The sequence below is a fragment of the Corynebacterium sp. AOP36-E1-14 genome, from assembly GCF_052377495.1.
Lineage (GTDB): Bacteria > Actinomycetota > Actinomycetes > Mycobacteriales > Mycobacteriaceae > Corynebacterium.
Window position 1 is genome coordinate 1 of record NZ_JBQSWV010000031.1, and the last position, 15,426, is coordinate 15,426.

Consider the following 15,426-nt stretch of genomic DNA (forward strand, 5'->3'; position numbering starts at 1 on the left):
CAGCCCTCCGAGGACAGGGCCACCGTCGCCGCGGTCTTGTCGGCCCACTCAGGGTGGTCGTCGCGGATACCGCTGACCATGGCCTCGTAGCTGTCGTTGAGCTCGTCGCCCTCGTCCGGCAGGCCGAGCGCGGTGGAGATCATGTCGACCTGCTGCTTGCGCGGGGTCAGGTAGGAGTCGGCTCCCTCGGGCACGCCCACGGTGGTGGCGATCTCGGAGAGCTTGTCGTAGCGGTCCTGGTCGCCGGAGCTGCGCACGTCGAGGATGAGGTCGGGCTCCAGCGAGGCGATCGTCTCGAACTCGGGCTCCATGGTCCCGATGATCTCGGGGGACTCCTTGTAGGCGCCCTCGAGCCACGGGCCGACCCCGTCGCCGCCGAAGGCGAGCCAGTCGGACGCGCCGACGGGCTGCACGCCCAGGGCCAGCGCGGTCTCCGCGTCGCCCCAGCCCAGTGCGACCACGCGGGTGGGCTGCTCGTCGACGGTGACGTCGCCGAACTTCGTGGACACCGTCTGGGGGAACGTCCCCGCGGTCTCCACGGCGGAGGAGTCGGCGCCGGAGGCGGCGTCCTCCCCGTCGGAGTCGTTGTCGGAGCAGGCGGTGAGGGCGAGGGCGACACTCGCCGCGGCGAGGATGCCGACGCTGCGGCGATGATTGCGGAGTCTGAACGTCATGGAGGTCAGCCTACGCTAGCCATTGAGGTCCTTCGAGGCCAGTCGGGCACCCTCGACGAGGGACTCCAGCTTCGCCCAGGCGATCTGCTCGTGCAGGCGTCCGCCCAGACCGCAGTCGGTGGACGCCACCACGCGGTCCGGCCCGACGACCTCGGCGAAGGTCAGGATCCGGTCGGCGACGGTGCGCGGGTGCTCGACCACGTTGGTGGAGTGGCAGACTACGCCCGGGTAGATCAGCGAGCCCGCGGGGAGTTCGTGGTCGGCCCACACGCGCCACTCGTGGGCGTGCCGGGGGCTGGCGCCCTCGAAGGACAGGCCGCCGACCTCGGCGCGGAGCACCTCGTCGATGATGTCGGCCAGCGGGATGTCGGTGGTGTGCGGGCCGTGCCAGGAACCCCAGCAGATGTGCAGGCGGGTCTGCTCCTTCGGCAGTCCGGCGAGGGCGCGGTTGATGGCGTCGATGCGCACGCGGATCCACGCCTGGTAGTCGGCGACGCTGGGCTCCGGGTTGATCTGGTCCCAGGCCTCGGCGAGGTCCGGGGCGTCGATCTGCACGGTCAGTCCGGCGTCGGTGATGGCCTTGTACTCGTGGTGCAGGGCGTCGGCGCAGGCGTTGACCAGGGCGGTCTCGTCGCCGTAGTGCTCGTCGGTGAGGCGGGCGGCGGACCCCGGCGAGATCGCGGCGATGAAGCCGTCGCTGGACGTCCTGCCCGCGGCGTCCAGTGCGTGGGTGAGCAGGCGGGCGTCGGCGTCGACCTGTTCGCCGCCGATGTAACCGATCTCGCCGGTGAACTTCGGGTTGCCGACCTTGTTGCGGCCCGTGAAGATGCCGGACTCCGGGTCCTCGTAGGCGGCGGAGAAGGCGGCTCGGTCACGTCGGTCCGGGAAGGACGTCAGCCGGATGTTGCCCGGGGTGGAGCGGACCTTCTCGGCGTTGGCCCAGCGGTCGGTGTCGGTCATGGTCAGGCCGCTGAGGCGGGAGAAGATGTAGTTCCACCAGGCGCCGTAGTCGACCGCGCCGGAGGTGACGTGGCCGTACTCGCCCTCGTTGATGATGTCGAGGCCGAGGTCGACCTGGCGTTGGACGACCTTGTCCACGCCGTCCTGGAGGATGCCGAGGAACTCGTCCTGGCTGATGTCGCCGGTGCTGCGACGCAGGTTGGCGTCCAGCAGTTCGGGGGTGCGGGGCAGTGAGCCCACGTGGGTGGTGCGGATGGAAGTCATGCGCACCATCGTAGTGTTTATGTTCAGCTGCTAATCAGTCGCGTCCAGTCGGCGGCCCGCAGCCGCTCCTCGGCGAGCGCCAGGGTCTCGGCGGACTTGCAGAATGTCCAGCGCACCAGCGTGCTGACCTGCTCGTCGGGTTCCTCCACGAAGCTGCTCACCGGGATCGCCGCGACACCCACCGCCGCGGGGAGCGCCCGGCAGAACTCCTCGCCGGTGAGCCCGGTGCCCAGCGCGGCGATGTCGGTGACCAGGAAGTAGGTGCCGTCGGACGCCAGGACGTCCTGCCCGGTCTCGCGCAGGACGCCGGCGAGGCGTTCGCGGCGCCCGCGCAGTGTCGCCGTCCACGCGTCGCTCCAGTCCCCGGCGTTGTCGAGCGCCCAGGCGACCGCCGGCTGCAGCGGCGTGACGCCGACGTAGCTGAGGAACTGCTTCGCCGCGGTCACCGCCTCCAGCAGGTGCGGCGGTGCGATGGCCCAGCCGGTCTTCCAGCCGGTCACGTTGAAGCTCTTCGCCGCGCTGGACAGTGTGACCGTGCGCTCGGCCATGCCGTCGAGGGTGGCGAAGGCGGTGTGCGGGCGGTCGAATGCCAGGCGTTCGTACACCTCGTCGCTGATCACCACCGTGTCGGTGCCGCGCAGCTGCCCGGCGATGAACTCCAGGTCGTCGCCGTCCAGCACCGTGCCGGTGGGGTTGTGCGGGGAGTTGAGGATCACCGCGGCCGGGCCGTCGGCCACCGCCGCGGCGAACCTCTCCCGGTCCAGGTGCCACCTGCGCTGCGGTCCGTCGTCCAACAGCAGCCGGACGGGGCGGGCGACGGCCTCGGCCAGGTCGATCGCCGCGGAGTAGGCGTCGTACGTCGGCTCCAGGACCACGACCTCTTCCCCGCGGTTCACCAGGCCCAGCACCGAGGCGGCGATGCCCTCCGTCGCACCCACGGTGACCAGGACGTCTTGCGCGTCGACGTGGTGGCCGAGCCTCCGGGCGCGGTCGGCGGCCACCGCCTCGCGCAGCACCGGCAGGCCACGTCCCGGCCCGTACTGGTTGTTGCCGCCGGTGATCTCCGACGCCGCGCGGCGCAGCATCTCCGCCGGGCCGTCCTCGTCGGGGAAACCCTGGCCGAGGTTCGCGGCCCCGGTGCGCACCGCCTCGGCGGTGATCGTGGCGAACACGGTGGGGCCCACGCCGGCGACCCGGCCGGCCGGGGAGTGGGTGCTGTGAGGGGGAAGAGACATGCCGCCATAGTATGGGGTCATGAGCATTCAGCCGATCACCGCCACCGGGGCCGACCCGGACGAGCCCGTCGCCCTGGAACAGACCGACCCCACGACCCTGCCGAAGGGCCACCCGGTCGACGCCCAGGCCGGCAAGGACGGCATCAGCCCGCGCGCGCAGCTCACCCAGCTGCTCAACTACTTCGAGGACAACTACCCGGAGATCTTCCGCTCCCTGACCACCGACGAGGCCACCACCTCGCCGGACGGCGTGACCGCCGAGCTCAAGGACCGCACCGAACGCATGTGGGCGCGCGTGCCCGACCTGATCACGCACTGCAGCCTGCTGGTGCTCGGCGCCGGCCTGGACCACGCGATGCCGACCGCGGCGTTCCTGAAGACCGGCCCGACCGCGGAGCCGACGGCGGTGGCGGGGCTGCCGGCCACGGTGCTGCGCCCCAGCGAACCGACCGGCGCGGTGGCCGTCAGCCTGCACGGCGGGCCGGGCTGGTTCGGCGACGCCGAGGCCCACGACCAGCTGTGGCTGCCGCTGTTCGCCGCCCTGGCGGAGCGTTCCGGGGTGACGGTGGTGGACCTGGTGTACCCGCTGCCCGCCTTCGGGCAGGACGGCTCGGCCGCTTCGGCCGCTGGGGCTGCCGCCACGCAGGACGCCGTGGCCGCCGCATTCCGCGAGGTGCAGGGGTGGGCTCAGCCGGGGCAGCGCACCGGGCTGATCACCTTCGGCTCCGGCTTCGGCCTGGCCACCCACGTGCTGCAGGACGCGGCGTTCCTGCTGGCGATGTCGCCGCGCATCTCCCCGGAGCTGGTGGACGCCCCGCCGGCGTTGGCGCAGGTGCCGACGTTGGTCTCGGTGGCCTCCGAGGACTCCCGGGGGACGCCGGCCGCCGAGGTCCGCGACTTCTTCTCCGCCTGCGCCCCCTCGGCCGAGTTCCGGGCGTACCTGTCGGAGCACATCATCGGTGCGCCGGACGTGTGGCGCCGCCGGGTCAGCGATGACGCGGGGTGGCTCGCACAGCGGTAGGCGCTGTGGGCGCTGTGTTCAGAAGTGTTACCACTTTCTCGGCCGGTGTTCCGGCAAAACCCCAGGTCGCGGAAAATCTCGCCGCCGAAAAGTGGTAACACCTCCATCCCCTCTGTGACAGGATCAGCGGTATGGAAATCCTGCTGATGGCCTTCTCCCTGCTGTTCAACGTCGGGATCCCGATCGTCCTTCTGGTCGCGGCGGTGATCTTCCTGCGCGAGCACTTCTCGAAGAAGAACTGAGCGCCGGCGCTCAGCGTCTCAGGCTCACCGTTCGGCGATCAGCGAGGGCAGCGAGTGGCCGGTCTCGGTGATCGACGCGCGTAGCGCCGCCGCCGCACCGGGGCGGTCCCCGGAGCGCAGGAGGGTGACGATCTCTCGGTTCGCCGCCACGAAGGGCCGGTGGAAGTCGGGGTCGGCCCGTTCGGCGAGCAGGAACACCAGGCGCATGCGGGCGAGCAGCCGGTCCATCTCCTGGTCCAGCAGCCGGGAGCCCGCGGCCGTGACGACGCTGCGGTGGAACTGCTGGTTCGCCAGCCCGAGGTCGGTGAGGTGACCGAGGGCGAGGTGGCGTTCGGCGTCGGTGACGACCTGGTCCAGGTCGTCGACGTCGAGCATCTCGCCCCACAGCAGCGCCGCGGGTTCGATGACCGCGCGCTCGCGGTAGAGGTCACGGATGTCGTCGGTGGTGGGGGAGGCGATGAACACGCCGCGGTTCGGGATGCGGTCGATGATGCCGTCGGCGGCGAGCGCGGCGAAACACTCGCGCAGCGTATTGCGCGACACCCCGAGCTGCTGGGCGAGGACAACCTCGTTGAGTTTGGCCCCGGGGGCGTACTCGCCGGCGGACACGGCGTGGCGCAGGCGGGTGGAGGCTGACTGGGCGCGCATGGTGGTCCAGTGTAAACGAGGGGCGCGGGCCGGTTACCCCGCCGTCTCCTCCGTCGCCACCGTCGCCAGAGTCTCCTTCGCCGTCACGGCCTGCCCGGCCTGCGCGGTGATGCTCAGGACGCCGTCGGCAGGGGAGCTCACGGTGCGTTCCATCTTCATCGCTTCCACGGTCGCCACGGCCTGGCCCTCCTCGACGCGGTCACCGTCCTCGACCTTCCATGCGACGACGGTGCCGGCGAAGGGGGCCGTCACGGCGGTCCCCGAGCCGGCGGACCCCGGGCCAGTGGACTCCGGGGCGGCGTCGGCTGGAGCACCGCCCGAGGCCACGCCACGCGTCAGCAGGTCGGACGGGATCCCCACGCGGTGAAGGCGGCCGTCGATCTCCACGGAGATCTCCGTGCGCTCGGTGTAGGCGTCTTCGACGGAGCCGTCGCCGAACGCTCCGCCGGCGCCCGGGGTGTAGCAGGTGTCCACCCAGTCGGTGTAGACGCCGAAGCGGGCGTCCGGCCCGTCGGCGGTGAACGCGGGGTGGCGCACGATGTCCCGGTGGAACGGCAGGACGGTCCGCACGCCCTCGATGCGGAACTCGTCCAGTGCCGCCGTCGCGCGCCGCAGGGCGACCTCGCGGGTCGGCCCCCACACGATGAGTTTGCCGAGCAGGGAGTCGTAGAACCCGGGCACGGTTCCGCCGGCACGCACCCCGGCGTCGACGCGGATGCCGGGGCCGGTCGGGACCTCGAAGGTGCTCACGGTGCCGGGGCAGGGGACGAACCCGTTGGCGACGTCCTCGGCGTTGAGGCGGAACTCGATGGCGTGCCCGTGCGCGACCGGATCAGACCGGTCAGCGCCGCTCGAGCACAGGAAGCTGAGCTCCTCCCCGGCGGCGATGCGGAACTGCTCGGCCACGATGTCCACCCCGCTGGTCATCTCGGTGACGGGGTGCTCGACCTGCACGCGCGTGTTGACCTCGAGGAAGGACACGGTGCCACCGGCCACGATGAACTCCACCGTCCCAGCCCCCACGTAGCCGGCGGCGCGGCAGATCGCGCGGGCACCCTCGGTGATCTCCTCGCGTTGGGCGTCGGTGAGGAAAGGGGCGGGGGCCTCCTCGACGAGTTTCTGGAAACGACGCTGCGTCGAGCAGTCGCGGGTGCCGAGCACGGCCACGTTGCCGTGCGTGTCGGCGAGCACCTGCGCCTCGACGTGCCGGGGGTGCTCGAGGAACTTCTCCACGAAGCACTCGGTGCGTCCGAACGCGGCCTCGGACTCGCGCGCGGCGGACAGGAAGGCGTCCTCGATGGAATTGACGCCGTCGGATTCCCGGACGAACTTCAGTCCACGTCCGCCCCCGCCGAAGGCGGCCTTGATCACGATCGGCAGGCCGTGTTCCTCGGCGAAGTCCCGCGCCTGCTCCCACGACTCCAACGGTTCGGAGGTGCCCGGTGCCAGGGGTGCACCGACGGACTCGGCGAGCTGGCGGGCGGCGACCTTGTCGCCCAGGGTGTCGATGGTCTCCGGGGTGGGCCCGATCCAGGTCAGCCCGGCCTCGGCGACGGCGCGGGCGAAGCCGGAGTTCTCCGACAGGAAGCCGTAGCCGGGGTGCACGCAGTCCGCCCCGGCCCGCGCGGCGACGTCGAGCAGCGCGGGGATGCTCATGTAGGTCTCCGACCCGCTGGATCCCGGCAGGGCGTGGGCCTCGTCGGCGACGCGGGTGTGCAGCGCGCCGGCGTCCGGTTCGGAGTACACCGCGACGGAGCGGATTCCCAGGTCGCGGGCGGCCCGGGCGATGCGTACGGCGATCTCGCCGCGGTTGGCGATGAGGACGGTTCGGGTGTTCACAGCAACTCCTGGAAGGTGATCTCGGTACCGGGGGCGAGTTGGGCGGCCAGGTCGAGGTCCTCGGGGACCACGGTGGCGATGACGGGGTAGCCGCCGGTGACGGCGTGGTCGCGCAGGAAGACCACGGAGTTGCCGTCCGGCGGCACCTGCACGCAGCCGGGCAGCATCCCCTCGCTGGGGATCTCGCCGTCCCGGGCGCGCTGTACGGGCTCGCCGGTGAGCCGCAGGCCGATGCGGTTGGACGCGCCGCTGACCTGCCACGTCCTGCCGGTCAGCGCGTCGACGCCGTCGGTGAACCAGTCGTCGCGCGGGCCGGCGACGACGCGCAGCACCACGGGCTGCTCGTCCGGCGCACGAACCGAAGCGCAGGACGCCCCGACCACGCCGCGGGCCTCGCCCGCGCGGACCGTGTCGCCGTCCTGCAGTGGTGCCGGCCCGAGGCCGGACATGACGTCGGTGGACACCGATCCCAGCACGCTGCGTCCGGCGATGCCGCCACGCACGCCGACGTAACTGCGTAGCCCGGCGGTCGCCGCGCCGACGCTCAGCCGGCTGCCCGCCGTCAGCAGCAGCGGGACGCCGGACGCCACGGTCCGGGTGCCCACGCTCACCGGGGCCTGCGCGCCGGTGACCGCGACGACGGTGTCGACCAGCGCGGTGAGCGTCAGCCCGCCGACGTTCTCGAGGACCCCGGCACCGCGCCGGTTGCCCACCGCGTCATTGGCGGCGACGGCGGAGGCGCGGTCCGCCGCCCCCGAGGCAGACACCCCCAGGTCGCCGAAGCCGGGACGTCCCAGGTCCTCGACGAGGGTCTGCAACCCGACGTCGTCGAGGCGCAGCACCGGGCGCGCCGGTGCGTTGGCCGGCGTCCCCGATTCGGTGGGACGCGGCACCTCGGCGAGGTCGCGCACGGCCCGGTAGCGCACCACGTCGCCCGGGGCGAGCAACGCCGGCGGCTCGGCGTCGGCGTCCCAGAACCGTTCGGCGGTGGTGCCGATCAACTGCCAGCCACCCGGCGACGTGCGCGGGTAGACCGCGGAGAAGCCGCCGGCCAGTCCCACCGCCCCGGCGGGGATTGCCGTGCGCGGGCTGTCGCGCCGGGGGACGCTGAGCGCGCCCGAGGCGTCCTGCGGAGCGCAGTAGGTGAAGCCGGGGGCGAAGCCGCCGAAGGCGGCGACCCACGTGGTGGAGGTGTGCCAGTCGACCAGCTCCTGGCCGGACATGCCGAGTGTGTCGGCGAGGTCGGCCAGGTCCTCGCCGTCGTAGAGGACGTCCACCGTGACCTCCTTCGGGGTGGACGCCGCGGCCGCCGCCGGACGGAACCCCCGCAGCGCCTCCACCGCGGTGCGGGTGTGCGCCGACGTGCTGAACTGCAGCAACACCGTGCGCGCCGCGGCCACCACACCGGTCTGCCCGGGCAGCGGCGCGGCACTGAGCGAACCGTGCCACGCCGTCACCGTGTCCAGGTCCGGCAGGTCGACCAGCAGCGCGCGGGTGCCGACTGGATGGACGCCGCTCACAGGAACCCCCTGACCGCCACGCCCTCCGCCTGCAACCGCCCGACCACCGCGCGGGTCAGCTCCACCGCGCCGGGTGAGTCGCCGTGCACGCACACCGACTCCGCGTCCACGGACAGCACCGTTCCGTCCACCGCAGTGACCGCGCCGGACGTGGCGACCTGCAGGACGCGTCGGGCGACCGCGTCCGCGTCGGCGATGACCGCGTCCGGCTGGGAGCGGGGGACCAGCGTGCCGTCCGGCAGGTAGTTGCGGTCGGCGAAGGCCTCCCTGATCACCCGCAGCCCGGCCCGTTCGGCGACGTCGACGGCCACCCCGCCGGGCAGCAGCATCAACGGCAGTTCGCCGAAGGCGCGCACCCCCTCGACGACGCCGCGGGCCTGTGCCTCGTCGTGCACGATGGTGTTGTACAACGCCCCGTGCGGTTTGACGTAGCTGACCCTCGTGCCGTTGGCCCTGGCCAGGGCGTCGAGGGCGCCGATCTGGTAGAGCGTTTCGTCGGCGAGGCGGGCGGGGTCGATGTCCACCGGGGTGCGTCCGAAGTTGGCGGGGTCGCGGTAGCCGATGTGTGCGCCCACGGTGACGCCACGGTCGGCGGCGGCGCGCACGGTCGCGGCGATGGCATGGGGATCACCCGCGTGGAATCCGGTGGCGATGTTGGCGCTGGAGACCAGGGCGACCATCGCGGGGTCGTCGGCCACGGGGACACCGTCGGTGGTCTCCCCGAGGTCGGCGTTCAGGTCGATGGTGGCGGTGGTGGTCATGGGAGTGCCTTCCCGTCGCTGCGTTCAGGATTGTTGAACAATCACCAGACTAGCGGAAGATCGGGGTGCATTGCCGGGGAGTCGGGCAACTTTCGCACCCCATTACCGGCTTCATTAAATCTGACCTGGGGTTTTGTAAGTGTAAGTGGCTGATCTGGTGCGAAATGTGCAGGGTGGCTCCTGGCGCGAGCGACGTCGGATAGCCTGGTGCGGAGTCCACGGGGGGTGGGCGGCGATGAGGGAGGGACAACGCCATGGCGTATCGGGGGACGACGCTCGACGAGGAGCTCATCCGGCAATGGCCGAGGCTGGACGAGGGGCGGTGGCTCCGTCGGCCGGACACTAGGGCGAACATCGAGGCGGGCCGATTGGCGGGCCTACTGGCGGGCGGCGATATCGGTGACGGTTACGTGCAGGTCGGCGAACTCTGGGTTCCCCGGGCGGCGGTCCGGGACCCGGCGCAGGTGAACTGGGGCGCCTCCGGGCATCCGCGGGGGCTCGCCTATGAGCTGGACGCATTGACCAGGGTTCGGATCGCCCTCACCCGACGCCCGGACTGGATCGCGCACAGCTGGAGTGCGGCGCGGGTCTGGGGAATGCCGTACTTCTGCGACGACGCCGACACGTGCGTCCTCTCCCGTGGGCGGAGCAGGCCGGCGCCGACCCCGCAGCAGGTTTCGAGGTTTCGCGGGGAAAGGACGCTGGCCACGGTGCCGACGCGGGTTCGGGTGGACTCCGGGATGCCGGGACTTCGGACCACTCCGCCGATCCTCACGGCCATCCATTGCCTGCGCTCGCTGCGCGCCGGGTCGCACGCCTGGCGTGTGCCGGACGGGACGGGGCTCGACGGAAACGAGCTGCGGGCCGTACAGTTCATCGACGCCTTCTGCGCCTTGTCCGGCTGTGATCCGCTCCGGCTCGTCGCCGCCTGCGGGGACCACTACCCCCAACGCCACCTGGCCGAACTCGTGGCGATGGCGGACCGGGGCGCGGAGTCTCCGATGGAGACCGTGATGCGCCTGCAGGTGCAGCGACTGTTCGGGGAGGGCTTCATCTCCCAGCTGGTGATCCGGCAGGACGGGACGGTCGCAGACCCCGTGCACACCACGGATGTTGCCGGTCGTGGTGTGGTTGCCAGGGTGGACCTGGGGTCTCCGACGCTGAAGCTCGCGCTGCAGTACGACGGTTCAGGGCACCTCGAACGGCGCCGACGCGACACGGACTCGCGGGTGAACGCGGCGCTGGCGAACCTCGGCTGGCACGTCCTGCGGCTGACCTACGGGCATCTCCGGGACCTGGACCTGCTGCAACGCACGGTGGCGGAGGGAATTGCGTTGTGCCGTCGCCGGACGTGACTCGGCTGACTGAACTGACTCAGCTGACTCAACTGACTCAACTTTCGCACCTGATAAGCCCCTAACACTCGCAAAACACCAGGTCAGATTTAGTTAAGTAGGTGATGGGGTGCGAAATCTGGACGGGCAGCGGGGCGGCGGCGGGTGTGGAGGACGGGGCGGCGCTAGTCCAGCTCGAGGAGCAGGTGCCGGGTCTTCTGCACGTCGGCGAGACGGTCGACCAACGACTCCACCTGCGCCCAGCGCTCTGCCGGGATCGCGTCCTCGGCGGCGGCGATCACCGAGCGGTCCTGGGTCCCCCACGCCACGGGCATCGGGGAGACCTGCTCCCAGTGGTCCTGCTGACCGACCGAGCGCATCCCGGTCACGGCCATGGCGGGCACACGCTCACCCACGCGCCGCTCCACCCCGGGGATCGAGGTCACGGTGCGCAGCGCGAGGGCGGGACGCGAGGACGCAGACTCGGTGGCGGCGGTGTCGACCAGCGACATCAGCACCACGTCGCGTGGGTTGACCTGCGCGATCACGGTCGGGACCAGGGCGTAGGAGTCGTAGTAGCGCTGCGGGGAGCCGAGCTGGCGGGGGAAGACGGGCACCATGATGAAGCAGATCAGCCCCATCACCAGGGCGGCGGCGCCCACGATCACGGCCCAGCCGGCGTCGACGGCCACGAACAGCACCACCGCGGCGACGACGAGGATCGCCCCCATCAGCCCGGCGGACCACTGGAACCGGCGGGCGTCACGGAAGAACTCGTTGTGTTTGCGGGCGAAGGACTCGTCGACGGGGAAGTTGAAGCTGACCACGGTGAATGATCCTACAGGCTGGGCTACAGGTCGTCCGAGTCGATGATGCGGTAGCCGTAGCCCTGCTCGGCGAGGAAGCGCTGGCGGTGCGCGGCGTAGTCGGCGTCCAGGGTGTCGCGGGCGACGACGGAGTAGAAGAACGCCGGGCCACCGTCCGGCTTGGGGCGCAGGATGCGTCCCAGGCGCTGGGCCTCCTCCTGGCGCGAGCCGAAGGTGCCGGAGACCTGCACGGCGACGGAGGCGCCCGGCAGGTCGATGGAGAAGTTGGCGACCTTCGAGACGATCAGGACGCGCAGTTCGCCGTGGCGGAAGGCGTCGTAGAGCTCCTCGCGGCGGTGGGTGGTGGTGCGCCCGTCGATGACGGGGGCGTCGAGCTTCTCGCCGAGTTCCTCGAGCTGGTCGATGTAGGCGCCGATGACGAGGGTGGGTTCGTCGGGGTGCTGGTCGAGGATGCGGCGCACGATGCCGGTCTTCGTCGGCGAGCACGCGGCCAGGCGGTACTTCTCGTTCTGCTCGGCGGTGGCGTACACCATGCGTTCCTCCTCGCCGAGCTGCACGCGGACCTCGGTGCAGTCCGCCGGGGCGATCCAGCCCTGGGCCTCGATGTCCTTCCAGGGGGCGTCGTAGCGTTTCGGGCCGATGAGGCTGAAGACGTCGTCCTCCCGGCCGTCCTCGCGCACGAGTGTGGCGGTCAGGCCGAGGCGTCGGCGTGACTGCAGGTCGCTGGTCATGCGGAACACCGGGGCGGGCAGCAGGTGGACCTCGTCGTAGATGATCAGCCCCCAGTCGCGGGAGTCGAAGAGCTCCAGGGCGCGGAACTCGCCCTTCGTCTTACGGGTCACGACCTGGTAGGTGGCGATGGTGACCGGGCGGATCTCCTTGCGCTCGCCGGAGTACTCGCCGATCTCCTCCTCGGTGAGGGTGGTGCGGCGGATGAGTTCGTCCTTCCACTGGCGTCCGGCGACGGTGTTGGTCACCAGGATCAGCGTGGTGGTCTGTGACTTCGCCATCGCCGCGGCACCGACCATGGTCTTGCCGGCGCCGCAGGGCAGCACGACCACGCCGGAGCCGCCGGCCCAGAAGGACTCGGCCGCCATCTCCTGGTAGTCGCGCAGTTCCCAGTTCTCCTGCTCGGTGGACAGGGCGATGGGGTGGGCCTCGCCGTCGACGTAGCCGGCGAGGTCCTCGGCCGGCCAGCCGACCTTCACGAGCTCCTGCTTCAGGCGTCCTCGTTCGGAGGGGTGCACGACCACGGTGTCGGGGTTCTCGGGGTCGATGGGCTCGCCGAGCATGGGGCGGATCTTCTTGTGCCGGCGGATCTCGGCGAGCACGGCGGGGTCGGTGGACTCCAGCACCAGCCCGTGGGCGGGGTGGCTGGACAGGATCAGCCGGCCGTAGCGGTCCATGGTCTCGGCGACGTCGACGAGCAGCGGCTGGGGCACGGGGAAACGCGAGTACGTCTCGAGGACGTGGACGACCTGTTCGGCGTCGTGCCCGGCGGCGCGGGCGTTCCACAGGGCCAGCGGGGTGATCCGGTAGGTGTGGACGTGCTCGGGGGCGCGTTCGAGTTCGGCGAAGGGGGCCAGGGCGGTGCGGGCCTCCTGCGCCTGGGCGTGTCCGGTCTCCAGCAGCACGGTCTTGTCCGACTGGACGATCAGGGGTCCGTCACCGAGTCCCACGGGTGCCTCCTTGAGGGGTTGTTGGGCGGTCGAAAAGCAACCCGACCATTCTACCCGTTCCGGCTCACTCCAGCGGGGTTCCCACCCAGGCCACCCGGTGCGGCTGGATCTGCAGCGACTGCCCGCCGGCCTCGGTGACGCCCACGATGGACACCGGGCTCATCGTGACCACGGAGATCCACTCGTGCACCGCGGAGCCGGTGGCGTCGACGTAGCTGATCTCCACCGGGGTGCCGGAGTCGTAGGCGTGGCGCAGGGCGGTCATGATCGCCCGCGGCTCGTGCACGCGCGTGGTCTCCCCGTCGTGGCCGGACGCATCGGCGCTGTTGCCGCTGCCGCCGCCGTCGGCGCCGGCCTGCCGGCTGCGGCGGAAGCCCTCGACGGCGCCGGCGAGCTGGTCGGCGACCTGCCCGCGCGAGCTCACGGGACGTTCGGGGTCGGGCACGGTGGACAGCAGTGGTCCGGCGGTGGCGCGTCCCACGCCGTTGTCGCCGTCGACGCTGATGCGCACCCCCTCGTCCTCCAGCGCCTCGACGACCAGGGAGAGCTGCACGGAACTGGCGGCGACCGTGGGGGAGAGCAGGCGCAGCCCGGTCTCCTCGGCGGCGTCGGTGTCCATGATGGCGGCCATGGACTTCTCGTCGGGGGCGGTGAGCACGCTGGCCGCGGTGCTGCCGACGACGGGGTTCTCCGGACGGTGGGTGCGGAAGGTGTCCTGCACGAGGTACCACATGGACTGCGGCACGTCCGGGGCCATGCCGGCGAGGAAGTCCTCGATACCGGCGGCGGTCTCGCCCTGCTCCACGGCGCGTTGCATGCTCTGGCGGGTCACGCGCCACACGCTGGCCATGCCGGTGGACTCCACGTCGGCGAAGGTGCGCAGCCGGGCCTCGGTGTCGCCGTCGAGCAGGCCGGGGGCGAGGATGGTCATGTCGGCCTGGATGATGAGCATGCGGACGGGCTCGGGCAGGATCTTCGCCAGCGCGGCGGCCAGCCGGTCTTCGGCATCCTGGGCATCCTCGGTCCCGTCGGTTTCAGAGTTCGCGACGGCGGCGAGCGCGAGTGCGGCCGACGAGGCCTGCCCCTCGGCGCTGAGCCCCAGGATCACGCCCTCGTCGACGATGCTGGCCACCGCCTCGTCCGAGGTGACTGCGGCGACCGAGGGGCGCAGCCGCCACAGGTCGGCACCGGTCGGCACAACGGCGCTGCCGCCGGCGGCACCGGAGACGACGCCGCGTAGCGCGGCGGCCTCCGGGGCGTCCAGCGACTCCTGCAGCAGGTGCGAGTCGGCGCCGGACGGCTCCTTGGCCAGCCACGGGGCGTGGGTGCTGTGGCGCCAGCCGTCGAGCAGCATCGCCCAGCGCCGCGACAGCGGGGCGGACAGGTAGGACGCACCGCGTTCGGTGAGCGTCCAGAAGTCGCCGCTGCCCACGGCGTCCTGCGGGGCGGGCACCGGCAGGCCGACGGCGATGAGGTCGGCGTGGCGGCACAGCACGAGGGTGTCGCCGACGACCGCGGCGTCCAGCCCGAGGGCCTTGGACAGGCGCGCGATCTCGCGCACGCCGACACCGCCGGCGTTGAGCGGACGCACCGGGGCGCGTCCGACCTCCTCGAGGACGTCGGCGACCAGGCGGACGGTCTCCACCACGCGCGCCACCGCGGTGGCGTCGGTGCGCTGGTCGGGGCGCCCGGACGCGGCGCGGGCACGGAAGTCCCCGCCGGGCGGGGGGACGACGCGTCCGGTGATGGACGCCGCGACGCGCGGGGACAGCCGGGCGGTCTGCGCGTCGACGCGGTCGAGCAGGCCCGCGGAGATCATCCGGGCCAGCGGGCGCTCCGGATCGTCGAGCGTGGCGGAGTGGCCGATGCCGCCGGAGAGCTCCAGGGTGTCGAGCAGGCGACGCTGCCGGGTGGGCAGGGCGTCGAGGACCCCGGGCAGCTCCTCGGTGGGCACCGGGCAGCGGTAGCCGTCGACCAGGACCCACGGCAGGTCCGTCGTCGCGGAGAACAGCGGCGGCAGGTGCGAGGGCACCTTCACCTGGCCCGGGTCGGCGGTACCTTCTGCGTGCGACACCGTGAGGTCGGGGCCGTAGGCCAGGCCCCAGGACGCCAGGACGTGCACCGTGGCGGTCACCGTCGCCGCGTCCGCGCGCGCGTCGGCGGCGGTGCCCGCGGCGTCCCACAGTCCGGTCAGCGTCTCCTCCAGCACGTCGACGCCCACCGGGTCGTGGGCGGCGCCGGCGTCCACCAGGGCGTGCAGGACGGCGAGCCCGGTCGCGTCGAGACGACGCAACGCCGCCACGTCCGACACCGAGCCCAGGGACCCGGGGTAGAAGGCGCGCAGACGCCAGAGGAGGTCGACGAGCTCGTCGTCGGAGTGGCCGGACAGCCACTCGGCGTAGGTGGGGAAGGAGTCAGGCAT

12 protein-coding genes are annotated in these 15,426 nt (G+C 71.9%); 2 read left to right on the plus strand and 10 right to left on the minus strand.

Annotated features, from left to right (window positions below; translation table 11 throughout):
* The 3 genes from ACT3TD_RS12525 to ACT3TD_RS12535 all read right to left on the minus strand — a co-directional run.
* A partial coding sequence (locus ACT3TD_RS12525; protein ID WP_444638014.1) for an ABC transporter substrate-binding protein occupies positions 1 to 674 on the minus strand: 674 nt, incomplete at its 3' end.
* A gap of 15 nt (positions 675 to 689) precedes the next feature.
* Positions 690 to 1,898, minus strand: a complete 1,209-nt coding sequence (locus ACT3TD_RS12530) for a cobalamin-independent methionine synthase II family protein (RefSeq protein WP_301443048.1) — start codon at positions 1,896 to 1,898, stop codon at positions 690 to 692.
* Between the two features lie 23 nt (positions 1,899 to 1,921).
* Positions 1,922 to 3,133, minus strand: a complete 1,212-nt coding sequence (locus tag ACT3TD_RS12535) for an aminotransferase class I/II-fold pyridoxal phosphate-dependent enzyme (protein ID WP_301443049.1) — start codon at positions 3,131 to 3,133, stop codon at positions 1,922 to 1,924.
* Positions 3,134 to 3,152: 19 nt separating this feature from the next.
* Here ACT3TD_RS12535 and ACT3TD_RS12540 point away from each other — a divergent pair, with 19 nt between their 5' ends.
* The gene (locus ACT3TD_RS12540; protein WP_301443050.1) at positions 3,153 to 4,154 is read left to right on the plus strand and encodes a hypothetical protein; all 1,002 of its coding nucleotides are present in this window, start codon (positions 3,153 to 3,155) and stop codon (positions 4,152 to 4,154) included.
* A 266-nt stretch (positions 4,155 to 4,420) separates the two neighbouring features.
* Here the strand turns inward: ACT3TD_RS12540 and ACT3TD_RS12545 are convergent, their stop codons facing one another.
* Genes ACT3TD_RS12545 through ACT3TD_RS12560 form a run of 4 tightly spaced genes read right to left on the minus strand, consistent with a single transcriptional unit; the run spans position 4,421 to position 9,164 of the window.
* Positions 4,421 to 5,044, minus strand: coding sequence for a GntR family transcriptional regulator (locus ACT3TD_RS12545; RefSeq protein WP_301443051.1), 624 nt, complete (start codon positions 5,042 to 5,044; stop codon positions 4,421 to 4,423).
* 33 nt (positions 5,045 to 5,077) lie between these two features.
* On the minus strand, positions 5,078 to 6,883 hold the full coding sequence (locus ACT3TD_RS12550; protein WP_301443052.1) for an acetyl/propionyl/methylcrotonyl-CoA carboxylase subunit alpha: 1,806 nt from the start codon (positions 6,881 to 6,883) through the stop codon (positions 5,078 to 5,080).
* Positions 6,880 to 8,403 (minus strand): 5-oxoprolinase subunit B/C family protein, encoded by a 1,524-nt coding sequence (locus tag ACT3TD_RS12555; RefSeq protein WP_301443053.1) that lies wholly within the window; start codon positions 8,401 to 8,403, stop codon positions 6,880 to 6,882. Before ACT3TD_RS12555 ends, ACT3TD_RS12550 begins: the two co-directional genes overlap by 4 nt.
* Positions 8,400 to 9,164 carry a LamB/YcsF family protein gene (locus ACT3TD_RS12560; protein WP_301443054.1) on the minus strand — a complete coding sequence of 255 codons (765 nt, stop codon included), beginning with the start codon at positions 9,162 to 9,164 and terminating at the stop codon, positions 8,400 to 8,402. Before ACT3TD_RS12560 ends, ACT3TD_RS12555 begins: the two co-directional genes overlap by 4 nt.
* A 254-nt stretch (positions 9,165 to 9,418) precedes the next feature.
* Here ACT3TD_RS12560 and ACT3TD_RS12565 point away from each other — a divergent pair, with 254 nt between their 5' ends.
* Positions 9,419 to 10,519, plus strand: coding sequence for a hypothetical protein (locus tag ACT3TD_RS12565; protein ID WP_441579094.1), 1,101 nt, complete (start codon positions 9,419 to 9,421; stop codon positions 10,517 to 10,519).
* Positions 10,520 to 10,683: 164 nt separating this feature from the next.
* Here ACT3TD_RS12565 and ACT3TD_RS12570 read toward each other — a convergent pair whose 3' ends face one another.
* The 3 genes from ACT3TD_RS12570 to ACT3TD_RS12580 all read right to left on the minus strand — a co-directional run bounded on the left by ACT3TD_RS12570 (position 10,684) and on the right by ACT3TD_RS12580 (position 15,426).
* The gene (locus tag ACT3TD_RS12570) at positions 10,684 to 11,325 is read right to left on the minus strand and encodes a DUF3239 domain-containing protein (RefSeq protein ID WP_301443296.1); all 642 of its coding nucleotides are present in this window, start codon (positions 11,323 to 11,325) and stop codon (positions 10,684 to 10,686) included.
* 23 nt (positions 11,326 to 11,348) lie between these two features.
* Positions 11,349 to 13,004, minus strand: a complete 1,656-nt coding sequence (locus tag ACT3TD_RS12575; protein WP_301443297.1) for a DNA repair helicase XPB — start codon at positions 13,002 to 13,004, stop codon at positions 11,349 to 11,351.
* Positions 13,005 to 13,068: 64 nt separating this feature from the next.
* Positions 13,069 to 15,426, minus strand: coding sequence for a helicase-associated domain-containing protein (locus ACT3TD_RS12580; protein ID WP_301443298.1), 2,358 nt, complete (start codon positions 15,424 to 15,426; stop codon positions 13,069 to 13,071).

Bases quoted from the DNA above. Each gene is read 5' to 3' on its own strand.
- ACT3TD_RS12530 (WP_301443048.1), bottom strand. From the start codon at position 1,898: ATGACTTCCATCCGCACCACCCACGTGGGCTCACTGCCCCGCACCCCC.
- ACT3TD_RS12535 (WP_301443049.1), bottom strand. From the start codon at position 3,133: ATGTCTCTTCCCCCTCACAGCACCCACTCCCCGGCCGGCCGGGTCGCC.
- ACT3TD_RS12540 (WP_301443050.1), top strand. From the start codon at position 3,153: ATGAGCATTCAGCCGATCACCGCCACCGGGGCCGACCCGGACGAGCCC.
- ACT3TD_RS12545 (WP_301443051.1), bottom strand. From the start codon at position 5,044: ATGCGCGCCCAGTCAGCCTCCACCCGCCTGCGCCACGCCGTGTCCGCC.
- ACT3TD_RS12560 (WP_301443054.1), bottom strand. From the start codon at position 9,164: ATGACCACCACCGCCACCATCGACCTGAACGCCGACCTCGGGGAGACC.
- ACT3TD_RS12565 (WP_441579094.1), top strand. From the start codon at position 9,419: ATGGCGTATCGGGGGACGACGCTCGACGAGGAGCTCATCCGGCAATGG.
- ACT3TD_RS12580 (WP_301443298.1), bottom strand. From the start codon at position 15,426: ATGCCTGACTCCTTCCCCACCTACGCCGAGTGGCTGTCCGGCCACTCC.